The organism is Corallincola spongiicola, assembly GCF_004284785.1.
GTDB classification, from domain to species: Bacteria; Pseudomonadota; Gammaproteobacteria; order Enterobacterales; family Neiellaceae; genus Corallincola; species Corallincola holothuriorum.
The window spans coordinates 1-16,393 of sequence record NZ_SHLY01000001.1 but is presented as its reverse complement, the minus strand read 5'-3'; the positions used below and the strand labels follow the sequence as shown (position 1 = coordinate 16,393).

The window sequence follows — 16,393 nt, the reverse complement described above, 5'->3', positions numbered from 1 at the left end:
CCAAGGATGCGTCACCTAATCATTATCTTGTTATCAGTAGTAGCTATAACATTGCCGCAACAAGCTACAGCTAATACCACACTAGCCATTCCAGAAGAGATAGAAGTAATCAGTGTTGATGGCAAAGATCTTGGATTTCGTTTGCTAAATCAGCCTGATAAGCTGAACTTCGCAAAAGGCGAGCATGTTCTGGAACTGCGCTATAAAGACTTATTCGAAGACGATGAAGGTGCGCACGCGGTCATCAAATCTGTGCCCTTGTATGTCCGTTTTGCCGCTATCGAAAATGGCGAATTTAAGATGCTGCTGGAAACCCCGGAAGATGAAGAAAGTGCAGAGATCTTTGCGGCAGCGCCTAGTGTGCAGATAATCAATACACAAGATAACTCTGTAGTAATGACTCGACAGGTAACAGAAACCAAGCAACAGCAAAACTGGCTTGCCAGTTTATTAGCTCTGCCAGATGCTGACGAGGTACATTCTGCCCCCGCAGTTCCAACTTCTGACGACTTAGCGACGCCACAAACAGCTTCCTCGGTGGCAACCGGAGCTAAGCCTGTTACGCCTAAAACACTTGAGATGCTCAGATACTGGTGGCAGGAGGCCGATGTTGCAACCCGCCAACAGTTCATGAAAGAAGTACTCAGCCAATAGTCTTCATCACCCTCCCCTCAAAGACAGGCATCAAACCATGAGCTATAGCTCATAGTTTGATGCCACCGATTGTATAACTGCCCATCGCTTAGCTAGGCTATTGATTGTTAAATCTGAAACGAGATTGAGAGTCAGCTATGAAATTGGATTTAGATATTCGCAATTATTTTGAGCAATTGGTTGCAGAGCGGATTGCAAAACTAAACATCGATGAATCTGACGATGTAGAGTTTCAATCTGACCTCATGTGTTTAGCATTAAATCAGCTGCCCCCTCGCTATATTCGCCACGAAGTAGATATGGCCTTTTATCTCCCCGCCAATGAACGTTTACAAATGGAGATGCAGGCCAACGAGGCCGTCGAAAAGTCACTCCATTTTCTCAGAGAGCGAGCATCAGAAGCTTAGTAAAGACTTATCTGCATAAATAGAGTCGAAGTTTCAGTGTCAACTAAACTTCCGTACCTATCTAAATCCAGGAAGGACAGTAAATAATGTGGGCCAAATACTTCGCACACTCGCTATTCTTTTTCCGCTCAGGATACAACTATTGGATTGTGATTGGTGGCGTTTTAGTATCAGCTGCAGTTCCGGCTGCAGCTGATAGCTTTCGCGCAGATATCGCTTTCAAAGTGCTGTATGTTGACGATCAAGAGATAGGCTCATTCCAGTCTCAAGGAAAACCCTTTCCACTAGACGCCGGTGACCATCAAGTTTTACTGCGCTACTCGAAGGATTTTGGGCGCCCCACCTCGCCAGATGTCATTAGCTCTGAGCCAATCGTCGTCCTATTCAGTAGTCAGCCAGGGCAGACGATTTCAATTCAAGCAGCACTCCCTAGTAACAAGCGCGAGGCGCGGAAATATGTCAATCAGCCTAGCTTCGAGCTGATTGATGAAAATGGTGTTCAGCTTCCAATCCAGAGGTTCATGTTGCCTCCTCAAGATGGCTTCCAACTCAACAGAGATCTACTCGCAGAAGCTGAAGCCTATAAGAAACAGCATCAAATCTCTCTTGCTACCACATCAAATGAACCCGCACTAGCGCAACCCGCCGCCGAAAAACTTCAACCAGCCAAAATACAAACACCTCCAACACCATCTGCACCAGTAGCATCAACGGGCCTAGATAACTCCTTATCAACTGCGACAACGGGCACAGAGTCAGTCAGTGTGATGCCCCCCCCAGACCAAACCACACCAGCAGCTCCCCGAGTCAATAGTGATAAGTTAGAAGCACTGCAGCAGCTATATAGACAAGCAGATGAAGAAACAAAAAAACGTTTCCAGATTTGGATAATCAATCAACAGTAAGAAGCCAAAACCAAAAAGCTGAAAAGCGGCGCGATTGCATACACTTTTGCGCCCAATAACACCGCCCGACGAGCCTCACTTTTCAATAAAGTAAAGGTAAAAAAAGCTCAAAACCTATTTACCGCTTTCTTTCAATCCCCCGCACTGTTTTTCAAAGCTGATTTTTACGTTTTAGCTTACTTTTACCATATATAAAGCCGATACGGTGCTACGCTTAGTCTAACGCCAAATATCTCTATATATAAAAGAGTTAAGTGCGTATTTGAAAGGATGAATACGGAGACTTCGCAATGCAAAAATCAATAATTGCGCTGGCTATCAGTACACTGATACTGCCAGCGACGGCCCATGCGGCTGATGTTTACAAAAGCGGAAAAACAACGGCGGCCATTGGCGGTTACCTCGAGATGAATCTTACCCAGTCCGACGGTGATACCGATATGGACGACATTAATTCAAGGATCAACTTCTCCTATACTCAAGAGCTGACCGAAGGCTGGGATGCATTTGGCTTTGTAGAATGGCGTATAAACCTGGTAGATAACACAGATCGGATAGGCTTTAATCAAGGTGGCGATAGCTTTGCCAGCTCTGCAGATGACTTCAACAACACCGTTAATTTACGCCATGGCCAAATTGGTGTTAAACATGACAAATGGGGCACGATCAAGGCAGGCAAACAGTGGTCAGCCTACTATGACGTCACAGCGGCCACTGACGTGCTTCTCGTTTGGGGCGGTAACGCCTCCGGAACATACAACTATGGTACGGACGGTGGCCAATCAGGTACCGGTCGTGCCGAAAAAGCGATTACCTACCGCAATAGCTGGGGCGATTTTGACCTCGCACTGCAGTATCAGGCGAAGTCGGGTTCTGAAACCGACATTTACGCCTGCCAACAGGATCCAAACGTACCTTGCGATCCCGATGACTTGGGGCCAGTAGTCACCAGCATTGAATACGATTACGGTGCAGGCGGCTCAGTTACCTATCATACGCCCTGGGACATCGCTTTAGGAGTGGCTTATAACCGTTCTGAACTCAGCAATGCCCCCAATGTTGCTGGCTTTAACGATGATTACGAAGACGTTGTCGCTGTAGGAGCGGTTTATGGTGCCTATAGCGATCCCATCAATATCGCCATCAACTACAACTGGGGAGAAAACCACGAATTTGATGATGCCGGTACGGTATTTGATAGCGAAGGGTTAGAGATTTATGGCCACTATATGCCGGTGTCAGACTGGCGCTTATTCGCTGCATACAATTACCTGAAAGAAGCAGGCGATGACGCCGGCTATGATGGTGATTTCGAACTGAAATACTTTGCTTTTGGTGCCCAATATATCTGGACAGAAACCTTCATTCTATACACAGAAAACAAGATTGAAGACAGCAGCTTCACCAGCGACAAGGATCCTGACAACATCTACTCGCTCGGTGTCAGATACTATTACTAAGTCGTCAAGCGCTATCTCCCAAAAAGGATCACCTCGGTGATCCTTTTTTATAACAGCATGACATTATTAACTTCGATAGTTGCAAAACACACTCGGGCGGCATCACCAACAAAACTGAACTTATAATTTGGCAAGTTACCAACGAAATGGCTGTATTAATTCAAACAAAAACAGCGCAAGTGAAAACTCAGGATTTGACACATCATCGATGAGCGTAGCATGTGCATGCAACCAGGATAAAAAAAGCATCACAGCAGCATAAGCGAGCAGTAAACGAAAATTAACCTGAGAGGAAAACGGCGATCTTAATATAGAAACAGACGGGCCAACGTAAGCTGCAAAAAACCAGCCTAATCCACCAACAGCAAGTAAACCTGTATGTAATATTGCTATCTGCGCGGCCTTCTGCGGCCAATTGGCAGCGAGAATATCGATAGATAAACCAAGCGGTGCAAAAAAACCTGATACCGTGCTGGCTAACGCCAAATACATCAGCAGATCGCCAGCGACGAGAGACCAGTGATTACAAACTCCCACCGGATCCATGCTGCCGGACAAGAGGTAAACCACCATGGCGATAATCGAGAGAGCCATCGCCAATAGCAAAGCGGTCATAACACCGGCATGTACTAGGTGATCTACACCTGAAACCGGTTGGCCACCCGGTAATTCATTGATACGCGCCAGTTGAAACGATGCCACTGCGATATTAAAACCAATGACAGTCAAACGTGAACGCATCACGTTGACCGCCACTTTGACTTGTTGTGTACCCGATTCAGCCATTTATAAACCCCATCGTAACTTCATCGGGCATAAACACCACACGCCGGAGCTAAGACATCACCATCGCCAGATAACCAAATATCAACACCAGCATCGAGGTCAATGCGTAGGGCACTGGATAACCAACGGCAGGAATAGAGCTACCACACGCATCCTGCGCCCCCTTCATTGCGGGAGTACTGTTTCGACCGCCTGCACACGCTCCAGCGAGGATCATTGGGTTCATCTTGCGTACGTATAAGCCATAGAGCCAAGCCAGCAATGGTGGTACTAACGCACCAAGCAAACCCAGGATGGCGATTTTAATAACCACAGTTCCCTGAAACGAGTTGAGGATCTTTGGTCCTACATTGGCAGCTAGTACCGCAATGAACAGACTCAAGCCAATATCCTGCAAAAAGCTCCTTGCTCCTTCGGCCATGGGACCACCAAAAGCTGGATTCCGCGTTCTTAAAAATGAGAACATAATCCCCGTTAACATACACCCTGCCGATGTACCCAACGCGAACGGGATCCCCCCCATGGTCACGCTGAAATGACCAACAACAAAGCCAATCACTAAAGAGACCGCCAAATAAAATGTCTCTGTGACGGTACTTTCTACTATTGGTTTGCCGCCTAATTTTTTTGCAGCTTCGTCAACACACCATTTAGGTCCAGCTAAGCGAACCACGTCGCCGACTTCAACGATTGTTTGCGGCAGATGAGGGATAGCCTGACCTTGCCGAAAAATTGCTTTGCAATAAAGACCAAAACCGATCTCCTTGCCGAGCTCTTCTATCGTCTTACCTGCATATTCAGTTTTACCTACATGTATGTCGGCAACTTCGATCTCGATATCACGGGCGCGGATCTCATCTACCTCAGTGCCAACTTTATCTTCGCCTTTGGCAATTAGATTAGCGTAACGTCCCCGAACTCCGATCACATCACCCATTTGAATAGTGGGATTAGTTGATGCATCAAAAACGTCATCACCGCGCACTACCTTAAGTACCGCGGCATTTGGATAGAGCGCAAATAGTTCACGAATACTCTTACCTACTAATTCCTCATGCTCAACTTTATAGCTGCGGATCTCAACAGGCAGTGTTCCGGGGCTGGAAAAACCCGCCGTACCAGGGAGCGCTTCCGTACCCTCTCCGCCACCAAAGTCGGCCTCCGCTTCTTTCCCCGCCTTTACCGGATCGATGCCGAACATAGCTGGCAAATATTTAATAAATAGAATAATAAAAACTGTAGAGAGCACATAACTGACAGCATAGCCTGCAGCCATATTTGCCCCAATAGTATCGGCAGTAAGCCCCTCAGGTATATGATAGGCACCACTGGAAACAGCGGACTGTGCAACGCCCATCACCGCCGTTACCGTATAGCTACCAGAAATAATTCCCGCAGCATAACCTGGCGCTAAATCAAGCAGTTTTGCCCCGAAAAATACGATAGCAAAATTAGCACAAACAACAATCAAGCCAATGACGATGAAATCAATACCGCCTCTCGCTAATCCGGAGAAAAATTGCGGCCCGACTTTCATACCAATGGCGTACATAAACATCATCAAAAAGATGTCAGACACTAAGCCTGGAGCCGTTATGCTGATGTCATACAAAACGTATGAACTTAAAGAGATCGCTATACCAACGACCAGCGTACCTGCGGTAGAACCTAGCCCCACTCCTTTAATGGTGACAGCTCCCAATGGATAACCAATGGCAAGGGCAACAAACAGGAAGACAAACGGGTTTTCACTTAAATAGTTAAATAGGTAGGCAATAGGGCCAGACGCTGTGGCCACTTCACTACTCGCAGCGTTAGCTCCCAAAGAGATAAAACAAAGTATAACCAATAGTGAAGGGCACAATTTGGGCTTAAGTCGTTCCCCTGCTTTCGCTAGCCGCTTCATAGTGTTCTGTCGAGAAAAGGTCATAGGGAAAAATTCCTTGTTACCACAATAGTCGGAGTGTCTGGTTTATTAAATTAGATCTGGCCGTCAGCTCTATTACGTTGCTTTACCTCCTCCGCTGATGAAGCCGGAGCATTCGCTATAACGCAAAAAATAAAAGTCAACCCCAACAAATGTAGGCTAAAAAACAAACAACTGGCAGGCTATCTTCTATTTTTTGATCTAGATTTAATTTCAAACAAACAACTGGTTAAGCATTCTTGCTTGCCTAGTTAAGTTGTCTATGTTTTGTCAATGGTGATGTCTGTTCTGACGTTGGACATTGGCAGAGGTTGGTCACTAGAGATGGTAAAACATCACAAGCTATGCGCATTGTAATCATGAAGGTATATCGGACTTATACCCTGAGATTGCTATGACCGCTGATTACTATAAGTAAGGAAGGCAGACACAATGAGCAATAAAGACGAACATAACGATCCAAACATTTCAATGTATGAAGAGTTCCAGTTGGAGATTGGTGATAACGAATTTCCAAAAACTGGCGTTTCCGCTCGTTCAGCAAAGGCGCGCTTAGAAGCACACATGTGGACAGACGCCAATCCGATGCTCAACCTGTCCAGCTTTGTGACCACTTTTATTGAGCCTGAATTAAAAGAGCTTGAGGGAGCCCATGCTCATGTCAACTATGTTGACCATGACATGTACCCTAAGACATATGACCTTGAAACCAGAATGGTCAACATGATCCATCAACTCTGGAATGGCCCGGCAGATGTTGAACCTTATGGTGCGGCTACCGTAGGTAGCTCTGAAGCGTGTATGTTGGCGGGATTAGCTCACAAGTGGAATTGGCGCGAAGCGAGAAAAGCAGCAGGAAAAGATGCCAGCAAACCCAATATGGTCACTGGTGGGAACGTCCAGATTGTCTGGAAAAAGTTCATGAAGTACTTCGATGTTGAAGCGAAGATTGTGCCGCTGGAAGTCGGTAACTACCGTCTAACAGCCGAACACCTCGATGAATACGTTGATGAAAATACAATCTGTGTCGTTGCAATTGCAGGTCAAACCTTCACTGGTGAGGATGACGAAATTCAGGAGATACATGATTGGTTAGATGCTTATGAAAAGAAAACTGGCATCTCAATTCCGTTGCATATTGATGGCGCGTCAGGTGGTTTTGTAAATCCTTTCCTTTATCCCGACTACGAATGGGACTTCCGCTTGCCTCGGGTGCAATCGATTAATGCATCTGGGCATAAATTTGGCTTGGTTAACCCTGGACTTGGCTGGATCGTGTTTCGGGACAAAAAAGTTTTTAATGAAGACCTTATATTCTATGTGAACTACCTTGGTGGAGAATCACCGACAGCAACACTCAATTTCAGTCGCAATGCGGCACCCATTATTGCGCAGGCATATCAGTTTATGCGTTATGGCTTTGAAGGCTATAAACGTATTATGGAACTGACTATGGATAATACAGTTCACCTCCGTGATCTACTGCTGGAAAGCGGTTATTTCGAAGTGATGAACAAAACCCAACGTATTCCTGTGGTGGCGTTAACGCTGAAAGATCACGTTAAGAACTTTAATGAGTTTGATGTATCAGCCAAAGTACGAGAAAAAGGTTGGGTGCTGTCAGCTTATACCATGCCACCCAAAGCAGAAACGGTCGTTTCATTACGGATCGTTGTACGAGCCCACCTAAACAAACACGTTATTGGTCAATTGGCCGAGGATATAATCAACGCATGTAAGTATCTGGAAGAGCATGGCGGTACAGCCACGCCACCAGCCTTACACAGTCACGATAAGTCCTCACCTAAGTGCTAATGTATCCATAGTACTTGAAACAAAGTAAGCCAGTGCTGGGCGTTGTCGCCTAGCACTGGCTTCTTTGTTTAGACTGACGCAACAAACAAGTAAATAAAGAACACACATCAATACTCTCGAGAGCTTTACGATAGATCACTTTTAGATCTATCTGATTAACGACTAACGGGGACGTGACAAATGGCGACAAAAACTGACCTGCGACTACTCATTTTTATCATCGTATACGGATTTTTCACCTGTTTCACAGTATCGGCTCATAACCTTTCCGTCGGTGGGACAGCACCAACCGTCGCGGTAGATAAACTCGGTGAAATAGTCCTCACCAAAGAAGAGATAAGCTATCAACCATGGGATACCAGCAAGTTGGCAGGTAAAGTTCGAGTGATTCAAGCGATGGCCGGCCGAACCAGTGCCAAGCAGATGAATGCACCATTAATGACGATGATTAGCGAACAACATTTTCCTGAGCAGAGCTATCAAACCACAACCATTATCAACCAAGATGATGCTATGTGGGGAACCAGCGGCATCGTTAAGTCCTCGGCGGAAAGTAGCAAAAAAGAGTTCCCATGGTCATCTTTGGTCGTCGATCAAGAGGGAGACATTGCTAAAGCTTGGGGGTTGAAAGAGGAAAGTTCAGCGATCATTGTACAAAATCAGATGGGCGAAATTCTATTCGTTAAAGAGGGCAAACTAAGCGATAAAGAGATGCAACAAGTAATTGAATTAATAAATAAAACGATTCAATAACTTGATATTTTATAGAGAAGAAGTTTGGGTGGCGACCCCACCAGCCACACCCCGGCACACGAGTCATACGCTGCGGTTGCTCCCTTCCGGGCCTGGCCGAGTTCACATATTATCGTTGCGAGGGGACCAATAGGGCCACCATAACTGCACCTCGAAAGGCGCGGCGACTATATCCTAAAGCCGCCGCACTTTGCAAGTACCCTCAGACTAAAGAAAGTCGCCTAATTTATCTTTCAACGATTTAAGCTTTTCGTTATCGTCCAATTTTTCATCAAGCTTCTGTTGTAAGTCACCTCTAACCTTATTACCCATCGCCGATTCTAGATCGAGTGAGATATCTGGCGCAGCCATAGCGCCACTAATATGTAAAGGTATCTCGACATCTTTAAGGTCATCGGTCCCCTTCCCGCCCTGACCTTCCAAACTCGCCACTAGAGCCACTAACAAACGATAATCCAATTGCTCCGTCACTAAACCCGCACTACCACGGCCGTTAAGCCTTAATAGTGGTGACATCATCAGTAAGTCTGGATTAGTTACTTGACCATCAGCGAGATTAAATGAGCCCGTTAATGCCGTAAAATCAGTTTTCTGAGGCGCGTCAGTCGCTTTATCTCCTTTACCAGTCAGAGTCGCATAAGTTGAGCGGATGAGATGTGGAACATTAATGCCATTGACAGCACCGTCTTTGAATTCAAAGTTACCACGACCATTCGCCCCCTTTTTAATCGCATCAGGAGTCAACCCCACGCCTTTAAGTCTAAAACTTACGCTACCCTTGCCTGAAACCAACTCTTTGTCGGCAAGTGCTTTGACCAATGGCAATGCTTCAACCTCCCTTACCTGGGTACTGAGCTGATAGCCCGCAGGATAAATAGTGCCATCTAAAATAGCTGATAGCGCCAAATCGCCGCCATATAGCTTAGCTAATACCGGGGCAGCACTGAGCTTGCCGTCTACAATTTTCAATGTCAGCAATAGATCTTGAATAGAAAGATTAGAAGCATTTAGTTGCGCAACCTTGACGGTTCCAGCCAAATCAACCCCATTAAGCCCACTCAGGTCTGGCTCAGTTGCAGGCTCTTGAGGTGCGCTCGGCGCTGGCTTGGCATTTTCAGCCGATGCAGGCTGACTTGCGGGCAATAGCTTATCAATATCAATCAGATCTGAAGCTAATTCGAATCGAATAACAGGAACATCTTGATGGGCAAGCGAGAAATAGCCGTCCATAGCTTGACCGTCAAATGACAAACCAAGCGGATTAAGAGATAGCAATTTATCCTGTTTTAGATAGCTAAGCTGAGCTTTCACTAAGGCACTCATTTTACCATTTGGAATGCTGCTTCCAGTGGCTAAAAGTGCTATCTGTAAATCTCTTACCTCCACGACTGAAGTCGCTGAGACAATACTTAGTGAGCCTGAGACATCAACAGCTGCACTGATCTCCGGTGTTGACGCTTCTATATGACAAGACAACTCACCCACAGTATCTGCAGCAACAGGTCCCAAATTACAAGCTTCAATGGTGACGGTTTGTTTAGTCTGCGCATCTAAATCTTCAGAGATAAGTTCAACGTCGGTTAAGGCCACTGAGCCTAAATAGAAGCCTGAGGGCAGTATGGGTTGAACAGCGTCACTCGGCTCCGCCTCAACGATCACTTCATCTTCATGCTGCGCAGGCGTGCCTTGTGCAGCCAAATCATCGAGATTAGATACACCGTCTCTCTTCTGCAGGCGAACAGCGACTCCGTTTAGGCTGACACCATGGACCTCTACCTGACCGCTAAACAGAGGCAATAGAGCCACAGAGACACTCACATCAGCCACTTCAATCATTGGCTCAACCGGAAAACCGACGGCATTGCTTAACTTTACGCCGTCAACTGAAAAGCCGATAGATGGAAAGAGTTGTAATCCGATGTCGCCATCGATGGTTAGAACTCTGCCAGTGGCTTTTTCAACCTGCGATGTCACTTCAGGTTTGTACTTGTTTGGATCCAAGGTGACAACAACCACTATCACCACCAAGAGCAAGAGAGCCAACACAGCGGCCAAAACTTTAAGTATTTTTCCCATCACGTTCACCTGATCACAGTTCCTTTCGTTAAGTGTAGGCAGAATTTAGGGTAGAATATTCTGCTGACGTGGAATAATAGAAACATGTTAACCTTTTGAATTAAAAATAAACCATAACCAATTCAATATATTTGGTCTGGTGTGTTGTACAGTCTCAGGATGTGACGATGTTAAAAAAAGCAGGTTTAGTAGTTTTAGCGATGTTAAGCACCCATGCATGGGCTGAAATTCCCGATGGCGTTTCACCAATGGAACAGGAGTGCTATCAACAGCTAGAAGGATTTATTGTCCTTAACAACGCGCCAGAGCAAGGCGAAGTGGACGGTGTTCCACAGGTTGGTATGAGCAATGAAGAGCTTCAAGTGATTATAGATCAAGAAGGCTACTGCACGGCTTGGCAAGCACTGGTCGAATCATTTATTCGCCAACACGGTGAAGTATTAGATTCCGTAGAAAGAACAACAGGTATGCCCACCCCCGGCAAATCTCACTAACTTATGTTAGTGCTGAGTGAGGAGCTTCTGCTCCTCACTCCCCCTCTTCCCTTTAACCATTGCTCGGGCAAACCTCATCAAATAGCACTTCGGAAAGTTCACGCTGTTTATCCCAACCTAAAGCTTTTAGCTCTGGGATTTCAGGAAAGTCATCGGTATACCCTAAACAGAGATACCCAACCAGCTCCCAAGTATCAGGCGCTTTAACAGCGGCTTTAACCACCTTCGGATCCAAAATACTCACCCAACCAATACCCACATTTAGCGCCCTCGCCATCAGCCACATGTTTTCGATAGCGCAAACCACGCTAAAGCGCCCCATATCAGGCATCGCTGTTTGGCCAAGTACAGGGCCATCATTCGGCGCATAAAACACCGCCAAGTTGATTGGTGACTCTTTTATACCTTCAAGTTTAAGACGGCGATAAAGCGATTGCTTCTCATCAGTGAAGCAAGCTTCACCTTCACGGTTCTTCTGTTCAAATGAGTCTGATATTTGCTCTTTTGTTGCCTGTTCCTTGATCGTAACAAAGCGCCAAGGTTGCGAAAAACCGACGGAAGGGGCATGTAGACCAGCATTCAATATCCGCTGGTAAACAGCATCAGGAATAGGTTTAGAGATAAAGTGATTACCCCGAATATCGCGACGCTGCTGGATAACGGATTCAACAGCATCAGCAAACTCTGCACTGAAACGCCCCCGAGGTGCCATGGAGCTCACCAATCCACCCCTTTACGCGCTTTAATACCAGCATCAAAAGCATGCTTTAATGGCTGTACTTCAGAAACCGTATCAGCAATTTCCGTTAGCCGACGATGAGCTCCCCGCCCGGTCAATACCACGCTTTGCTCCTCAGGTCTGGCATTAAGAGCATCGATAACTTCATCTAAGTCGAGGTAACCGTACTGAACCATATAGGTAATTTCATCCAGTAACACCAAATGCAGGCTAGCATCCGCTAACATCCGCTTTGCCGCTTGCCAAACTTTCTGCGCAGCCGCAGTATCGGCTTCCTTATTTTGTGTTTCCCAGGTAAACCCCGTATTCATCACCTGAAACTCTACGCCGGCACCTTCAAGAAGGTTACGCTCACCACAATCCCACGTCCCTTTGATAAATTGCACCACAGCAGCCTTATAGCCGTGTCCAACACAACGTGCCACGGTACCAAATCCAGAGGTACTCTTGCCCTTACCGTTCCCAGTGATCACTATCAATACGCCACGCTCGGTTTGCGCCGCATCAACACGCTTATCAACGTTTTCTTTCAGTTTCTGTTGACGCGCTTTGTGGCGTTCATCCTTTACCGCTTTATCGACCATTTAACTCTCCATCAAAAATTTGGGCTGCCATCCGATATGGCGAACACTGTACTGTGCATCTTGGCCAAGCGCATGATAACGCTGGATAGAGGTCACAGAAGCATAGGGAATATTTAGAGATAACAGAGATTGCATACCGCCACACCCGAAACCCATTACCTCAGCTAATAGCATTCGGATCACTCCACCATGAGTAAAAGCGATAGCCTGTGAATCAAAACGTTGCCATAGCGATGACAATGCCTCAACTGTGCGACGATGAAACACTTGTAATGGCTCAGCACCAGGCAATGTATCACTCATAGGAGCCCCCCAGAACTTGCCAAGTAGCTGCCGTTCATCTTCCGAATACACGGCAAAAGGCTTGCCATCTAACTCGCCAAAGTCACATTCACTAAATCCTGTTTCAGTTTGCACTTCAAGCGAACAGCGCTTGGCGATGATATCAGCGGTGCGGCGACATCTAATACGGGGGGAGGTAAACAGCGCATCGTACGCCATCAGATCTCCCATTTGCTCAACGAGTTCAACGGCAGCTTGATGCCCGCGATCTGAAACTGCGGTGTCGGTTCGCCCCAACAGGCATGGCGGACCGGCGACGGCACCGTGACGAATAAGAAAAAGCTCTTGAAGCGTACTCACAAATTCTGCCCTTTAAGCACAAGCGGCATACCTGCGGTTACCAAGGTCACCTTATCTGCAATCTGAGCGACGCGTTGGTTCAACCAGCCCGCTTCATCTCGAAAACGTCGCGCCAACCGATTTTCTGGCACAATCCCCATACCAACTTCATTACTCACCAGGAGCACCCGACACGAGACCCGCGCTAATACTGCAAGCAAACGGTCAATTTCAGCAGCCAATGAAGACTCATCAGCAAGCAAGTGGTTACTAAGCCATAACGTCAGGCAATCAACCAGCAAGTAATGTTCGCTGTTGGACAGGGAATCCAGCGTTTCGGCCAGCACCAACGGCGACTCGATCAGCTGCCATTCTGCTGGGCGTTGTAATTGGTGATGTAAAATACGCTCACTCATCTCCTGATCAAAAGCTTGTGCGGTAGCAATGTATACGACGTTGCTATCACTGCGCTTCAGTAGAGATTCAGCGTAAGCACTCTTCCCCGAACGAGCACCACCAAGCACTAATTCAATCACAACAATGTTCCTGTAACAGCAATGCAAGAAAGATAAATAATAAGTTCTGACAGCTGCTGCGCAGCCCCTAAGGTATCACCGGTATAACCGCCTATTTGACGAATATAGAACTGTTGTAAAATCACTCTCAGAATAACTAAACAAATCAGACTGGCGACGGCCATTTGCCACGGAATAAATGCCAACATTAATGCCGCCCAACTCATAGTAAATAACAAACCTAAAGCAGACAGGCGTGTCGCCAGCGGTTTACTCTTACTACTTTCAGCGTCGGCAACATATTTAAGATTAAAAATAAAACTTACCGAGAAGGATCTACTCACAGCATGTGCAACAACGATAATAAGCGCCGATTGCAACTGCGTTAAGCTGGCCGCCTTGAGCATCAACACCATAAACAGCCCGATTGCACCATAAGTACCTATACGAGAATCTTTCATGATCCTCAACTTATGCGCGCAATCTAAACCGCCACCAAGCCCGTCACAGGTATCCGCTAGGCCATCTTCATGGAACGCTCCGGTAATAAGAACTGATGCAGCCATAGACAACATAACGCCAATCGTCGTGCCCAGCGCATCAACACAAAGCAAATATACAGCAGCGGCAGCCAAGCCAATAAGGGAACCAACCACGGGAAAATACACGCAGCACCGACTTAACCAGCGAGGATCAAACTCCCCCGGGATCACAACCGGGACACGAGTAAGAAATTGCACGGCTACAAGAAACAGACGCCACTGTAATTGAAACCAATTCATTATTGACTGACGCCCGCATCACCAAAAGAAGCCATCTCATTAAGAAATCCAACGGCACTTTGGCACAAAGGATACGCAAGCGCTGCCCCAGTGCCTTCACCGAGTCTCATTCCTAAATCTAGTAGGGGTCTAGCATTCATCTCTGCCAGTAAACGTTGGTGCCCACGTTCATCTGATGCATGACAAAAGACGAAATAGTCGCGTGCCGCAGGGGCAATTTTATAAGCCAACAAAGCGGCCACTGAAGCAATAAAGCCATCGACAAGAACCACCATTTTACTTTCGGCTGCAGCAAGCATAGCCCCCGTCATCATCGCTATTTCAAAACCGCCTGCCGCTGCCAGGGCTGAGACCGGATCAAGCCGGCCGTTAACGCGAGCTAGCAACTTGCTGACGACAGCAGCTTTCAGCGAAACGCCAGCATCATCCACACCGGTTCCTCTCCCTACGCATAGATCAGCTTGGATCCCCGTCACTAACGCCATCAACGCAGCGGCAGACGTTGTATTCCCTATTCCCATTTCACCAAAGCCAACAATATTTGTGCCAGTACGCTGCGCGCCAGCAATCAGCTCCTTCGCGTGCGAAAAGGCAAACTGTACTTGTTCTGAGGTCATAGCGTTTTGCAGCAAGAAATTCTTCGTACCCTTACCCAAAGAGCAATTCAGCAGCTTATCAGAGTATTCAATCGTGGAGCTGATGCCTGCATCGACGACGTAAAGCTGAATATCGTGTTGCCGACAAAACACATTAATTGCAGCACCACCGTTGACGAAGTTCATCACCATCTGCGAAGTCACCTCTTTTGGATAGGCACTAACCCCTTCATCGGTGATCCCATGATCGCCAGCGAATACCCAAAACACAGGCTTTGTAAGCGCAGGCGTCGCTGAGTCCTGAATTTGAGCGATCTGCAATGCCAGCGTTTCTAAAGCACCCAATGCGCCCAACGGCTTGGTTTTGTTATCAATGGTAGTTCGAATTAATTGAGTTCTATCGTCACTAATATGGCTAATTGACCACATCTGCTCACCTGCTTAATAAAGAGATAATCAGCTAAAAATGGAGGGAGCATTACTGATAATGCCCAGCCCTCCGAGTTACCCGCTCGGCTGCTGTGCTAGGAGTAAAGCTGGTCATCTGACTTACACAAAACTCTTATCAAACAAATCGTTGAACCAGGTAGTGATCACAGTTGCGGGTACAGTTGTGGATTCTCACCACATTCCCATTTGGAAAGACTTTATTCCCAGAATGACAGGAGAGATGAGTATACGGGTAAACACGCCATGGTCACAACGCTAGGCTTTAATCAATAACGGAGAGAGATTGAAAGTTGTATCGTTTCACTGAACAAACTAAATGAAGAACGATACGCTACTTCATAGTAGCCACGGCGCTAAAGGCTGCTCCAACAAAAAAGCCCTTCGCTTGGGCGAAGGGCTTTACTGTTTTCAATGGCCTTAAACGCAAAAAGGCTACCCTATCGGGTAGCCTCTTCACTGTATTAGGTGTCTGGCGGTGACCTACTCTCACATGGGGAAGCCCCACACTACCATCGGCGCAATTGCGTTTCACTGCTGAGTTCGGAATGGGATCAGGTGGTGCCACAACGCTATGGCCGCCAGACAAAAACTTAATTAGGAAAATGCCGACTGTCACTCTATCGATTTTGGCGTGTCTTGCACGTCACTTAACTCACGCCCTCCACGGATGGAGGAAGTGCTGAAAAATGTCTGGAACATTTTCAGTAAAACTTCTTAGGGGTTGTATGGTTAAGCCTCACGGGCAATTAGTACAGGTTAGCTCAACGCCTCACAACGCTTCCACACCCTGCCTATCAACGTCGTAGTCTTCAACAACCCTTTAGGGGAC

General features: G+C 46.7%; 16 protein-coding genes, 2 rRNA genes, 1 other RNA gene and 1 riboswitch. Of the genes, 7 read left to right on the top strand and 12 right to left on the bottom strand.

All coding sequences use genetic code 11. The features are described 5' to 3' along the window. Positions 1-6 precede the first annotated feature (6 nt). The 4 genes from EXY25_RS00095 to EXY25_RS00080 all read left to right on the top strand — a co-directional run bounded on the left by EXY25_RS00095 (position 7) and on the right by EXY25_RS00080 (position 3,426). The gene (locus tag EXY25_RS00095; protein WP_130565269.1) at positions 7-654 is read left to right on the top strand and encodes a DUF2057 family protein; all 648 of its coding nucleotides are present in this window, start codon (positions 7-9) and stop codon (positions 652-654) included. Positions 655-791: 137 nt separating this feature from the next. Then, positions 792-1,061: a late competence development ComFB family protein gene (locus tag EXY25_RS00090; protein WP_114338396.1), complete on the top strand. Its 270-nt coding sequence runs from the start codon at positions 792-794 to the stop codon at positions 1,059-1,061. Positions 1,062-1,147: 86 nt separating this feature from the next. Then, a complete protein-coding gene (locus EXY25_RS00085) occupies positions 1,148-1,966 on the top strand; it encodes a YccT family protein (protein WP_130565268.1) in 819 nt (272 codons plus the stop codon). Positions 1,967-2,256: 290 nt separating this feature from the next. Beyond that, positions 2,257-3,426, top strand: a complete 1,170-nt coding sequence (locus EXY25_RS00080; protein WP_130565267.1) for a porin — start codon at positions 2,257-2,259, stop codon at positions 3,424-3,426. A 135-nt stretch (positions 3,427-3,561) separates the two neighbouring features. Here EXY25_RS00080 and EXY25_RS00075 read toward each other — a convergent pair whose 3' ends face one another. After that, complete coding sequence (locus EXY25_RS00075; protein ID WP_130565266.1) at positions 3,562-4,212, bottom strand: hypothetical protein; 651 nt, start codon at positions 4,210-4,212, stop codon at positions 3,562-3,564. A 49-nt stretch (positions 4,213-4,261) separates the two neighbouring features. Then, on the bottom strand, positions 4,262-6,142 hold the full coding sequence (locus tag EXY25_RS00070) for an aspartate:alanine exchanger family transporter (protein ID WP_246019464.1): 1,881 nt from the start codon (positions 6,140-6,142) through the stop codon (positions 4,262-4,264). 429 nt (positions 6,143-6,571) lie between these two features. Here EXY25_RS00070 and gad point away from each other — a divergent pair, with 429 nt between their 5' ends. Beyond that, entirely contained in the window at positions 6,572-7,954 is a 1,383-nt protein-coding gene (gad, locus tag EXY25_RS00065) for a glutamate decarboxylase (RefSeq protein WP_130565265.1), read from the top strand. Positions 7,955-8,134: 180 nt separating this feature from the next. Next, positions 8,135-8,707, top strand: coding sequence for a YtfJ family protein (locus EXY25_RS00060; RefSeq protein ID WP_130565264.1), 573 nt, complete (start codon positions 8,135-8,137; stop codon positions 8,705-8,707). Positions 8,708-8,742: 35 nt separating this feature from the next. On the opposite strand, the gene ffs is transcribed toward EXY25_RS00060, so the two are convergent. After that, an RNA gene (gene ffs / locus EXY25_RS00055) (signal recognition particle sRNA small type) lies at positions 8,743-8,839 on the bottom strand. A gap of 75 nt (positions 8,840-8,914) precedes the next feature. After that, positions 8,915-10,783 (bottom strand): AsmA family protein, encoded by a 1,869-nt coding sequence (locus EXY25_RS00050; protein ID WP_130565263.1) that lies wholly within the window; start codon positions 10,781-10,783, stop codon positions 8,915-8,917. A gap of 167 nt (positions 10,784-10,950) precedes the next feature. Here EXY25_RS00050 and EXY25_RS00045 point away from each other — a divergent pair, with 167 nt between their 5' ends. Beyond that, entirely contained in the window at positions 10,951-11,277 is a 327-nt protein-coding gene (locus EXY25_RS00045) for a hypothetical protein (RefSeq protein ID WP_114338388.1), read from the top strand. Positions 11,278-11,329: 52 nt separating this feature from the next. Here EXY25_RS00045 and bluB read toward each other — a convergent pair whose 3' ends face one another. From bluB to EXY25_RS00005, 8 genes are all read right to left on the bottom strand, one after another. Beyond that, positions 11,330-11,989, bottom strand: coding sequence for a 5,6-dimethylbenzimidazole synthase (bluB, locus tag EXY25_RS00040; protein WP_130565262.1), 660 nt, complete (start codon positions 11,987-11,989; stop codon positions 11,330-11,332). 5 nt (positions 11,990-11,994) lie between these two features. Further along, entirely contained in the window at positions 11,995-12,600 is a 606-nt protein-coding gene (cobO, locus tag EXY25_RS00035; RefSeq protein WP_130565261.1) for a cob(I)yrinic acid a,c-diamide adenosyltransferase, read from the bottom strand. Then, positions 12,601-13,242: a histidine phosphatase family protein gene (locus EXY25_RS00030; protein ID WP_130565260.1), complete on the bottom strand. Its 642-nt coding sequence runs from the start codon at positions 13,240-13,242 to the stop codon at positions 12,601-12,603. Then, positions 13,239-13,757 carry a bifunctional adenosylcobinamide kinase/adenosylcobinamide-phosphate guanylyltransferase gene (gene cobU / locus EXY25_RS00025; protein WP_130565259.1) on the bottom strand — a complete coding sequence of 173 codons (519 nt, stop codon included), beginning with the start codon at positions 13,755-13,757 and terminating at the stop codon, positions 13,239-13,241. Before cobU ends, EXY25_RS00030 begins: the two co-directional genes overlap by 4 nt. Beyond that, positions 13,754-14,518, bottom strand: coding sequence for an adenosylcobinamide-GDP ribazoletransferase (locus tag EXY25_RS00020; protein WP_130565258.1), 765 nt, complete (start codon positions 14,516-14,518; stop codon positions 13,754-13,756). Before EXY25_RS00020 ends, cobU begins: the two co-directional genes overlap by 4 nt. Beyond that, the gene (cobT, locus tag EXY25_RS00015) at positions 14,518-15,543 is read right to left on the bottom strand and encodes a nicotinate-nucleotide--dimethylbenzimidazole phosphoribosyltransferase (protein ID WP_130565257.1); all 1,026 of its coding nucleotides are present in this window, start codon (positions 15,541-15,543) and stop codon (positions 14,518-14,520) included. Before cobT ends, EXY25_RS00020 begins: the two co-directional genes overlap by 1 nt. Positions 15,544-15,631: 88 nt before the next feature. After that, positions 15,632-15,779: riboswitch (cobalamin riboswitch) on the bottom strand. 252 nt (positions 15,780-16,031) lie between these two features. After that, a 5S ribosomal RNA gene (rrf, locus tag EXY25_RS00010) occupies positions 16,032-16,147 on the bottom strand. A gap of 142 nt (positions 16,148-16,289) precedes the next feature. Continuing rightward, a 23S ribosomal RNA gene (locus EXY25_RS00005) occupies positions 16,290-16,393 on the bottom strand; the annotation flags it as partial.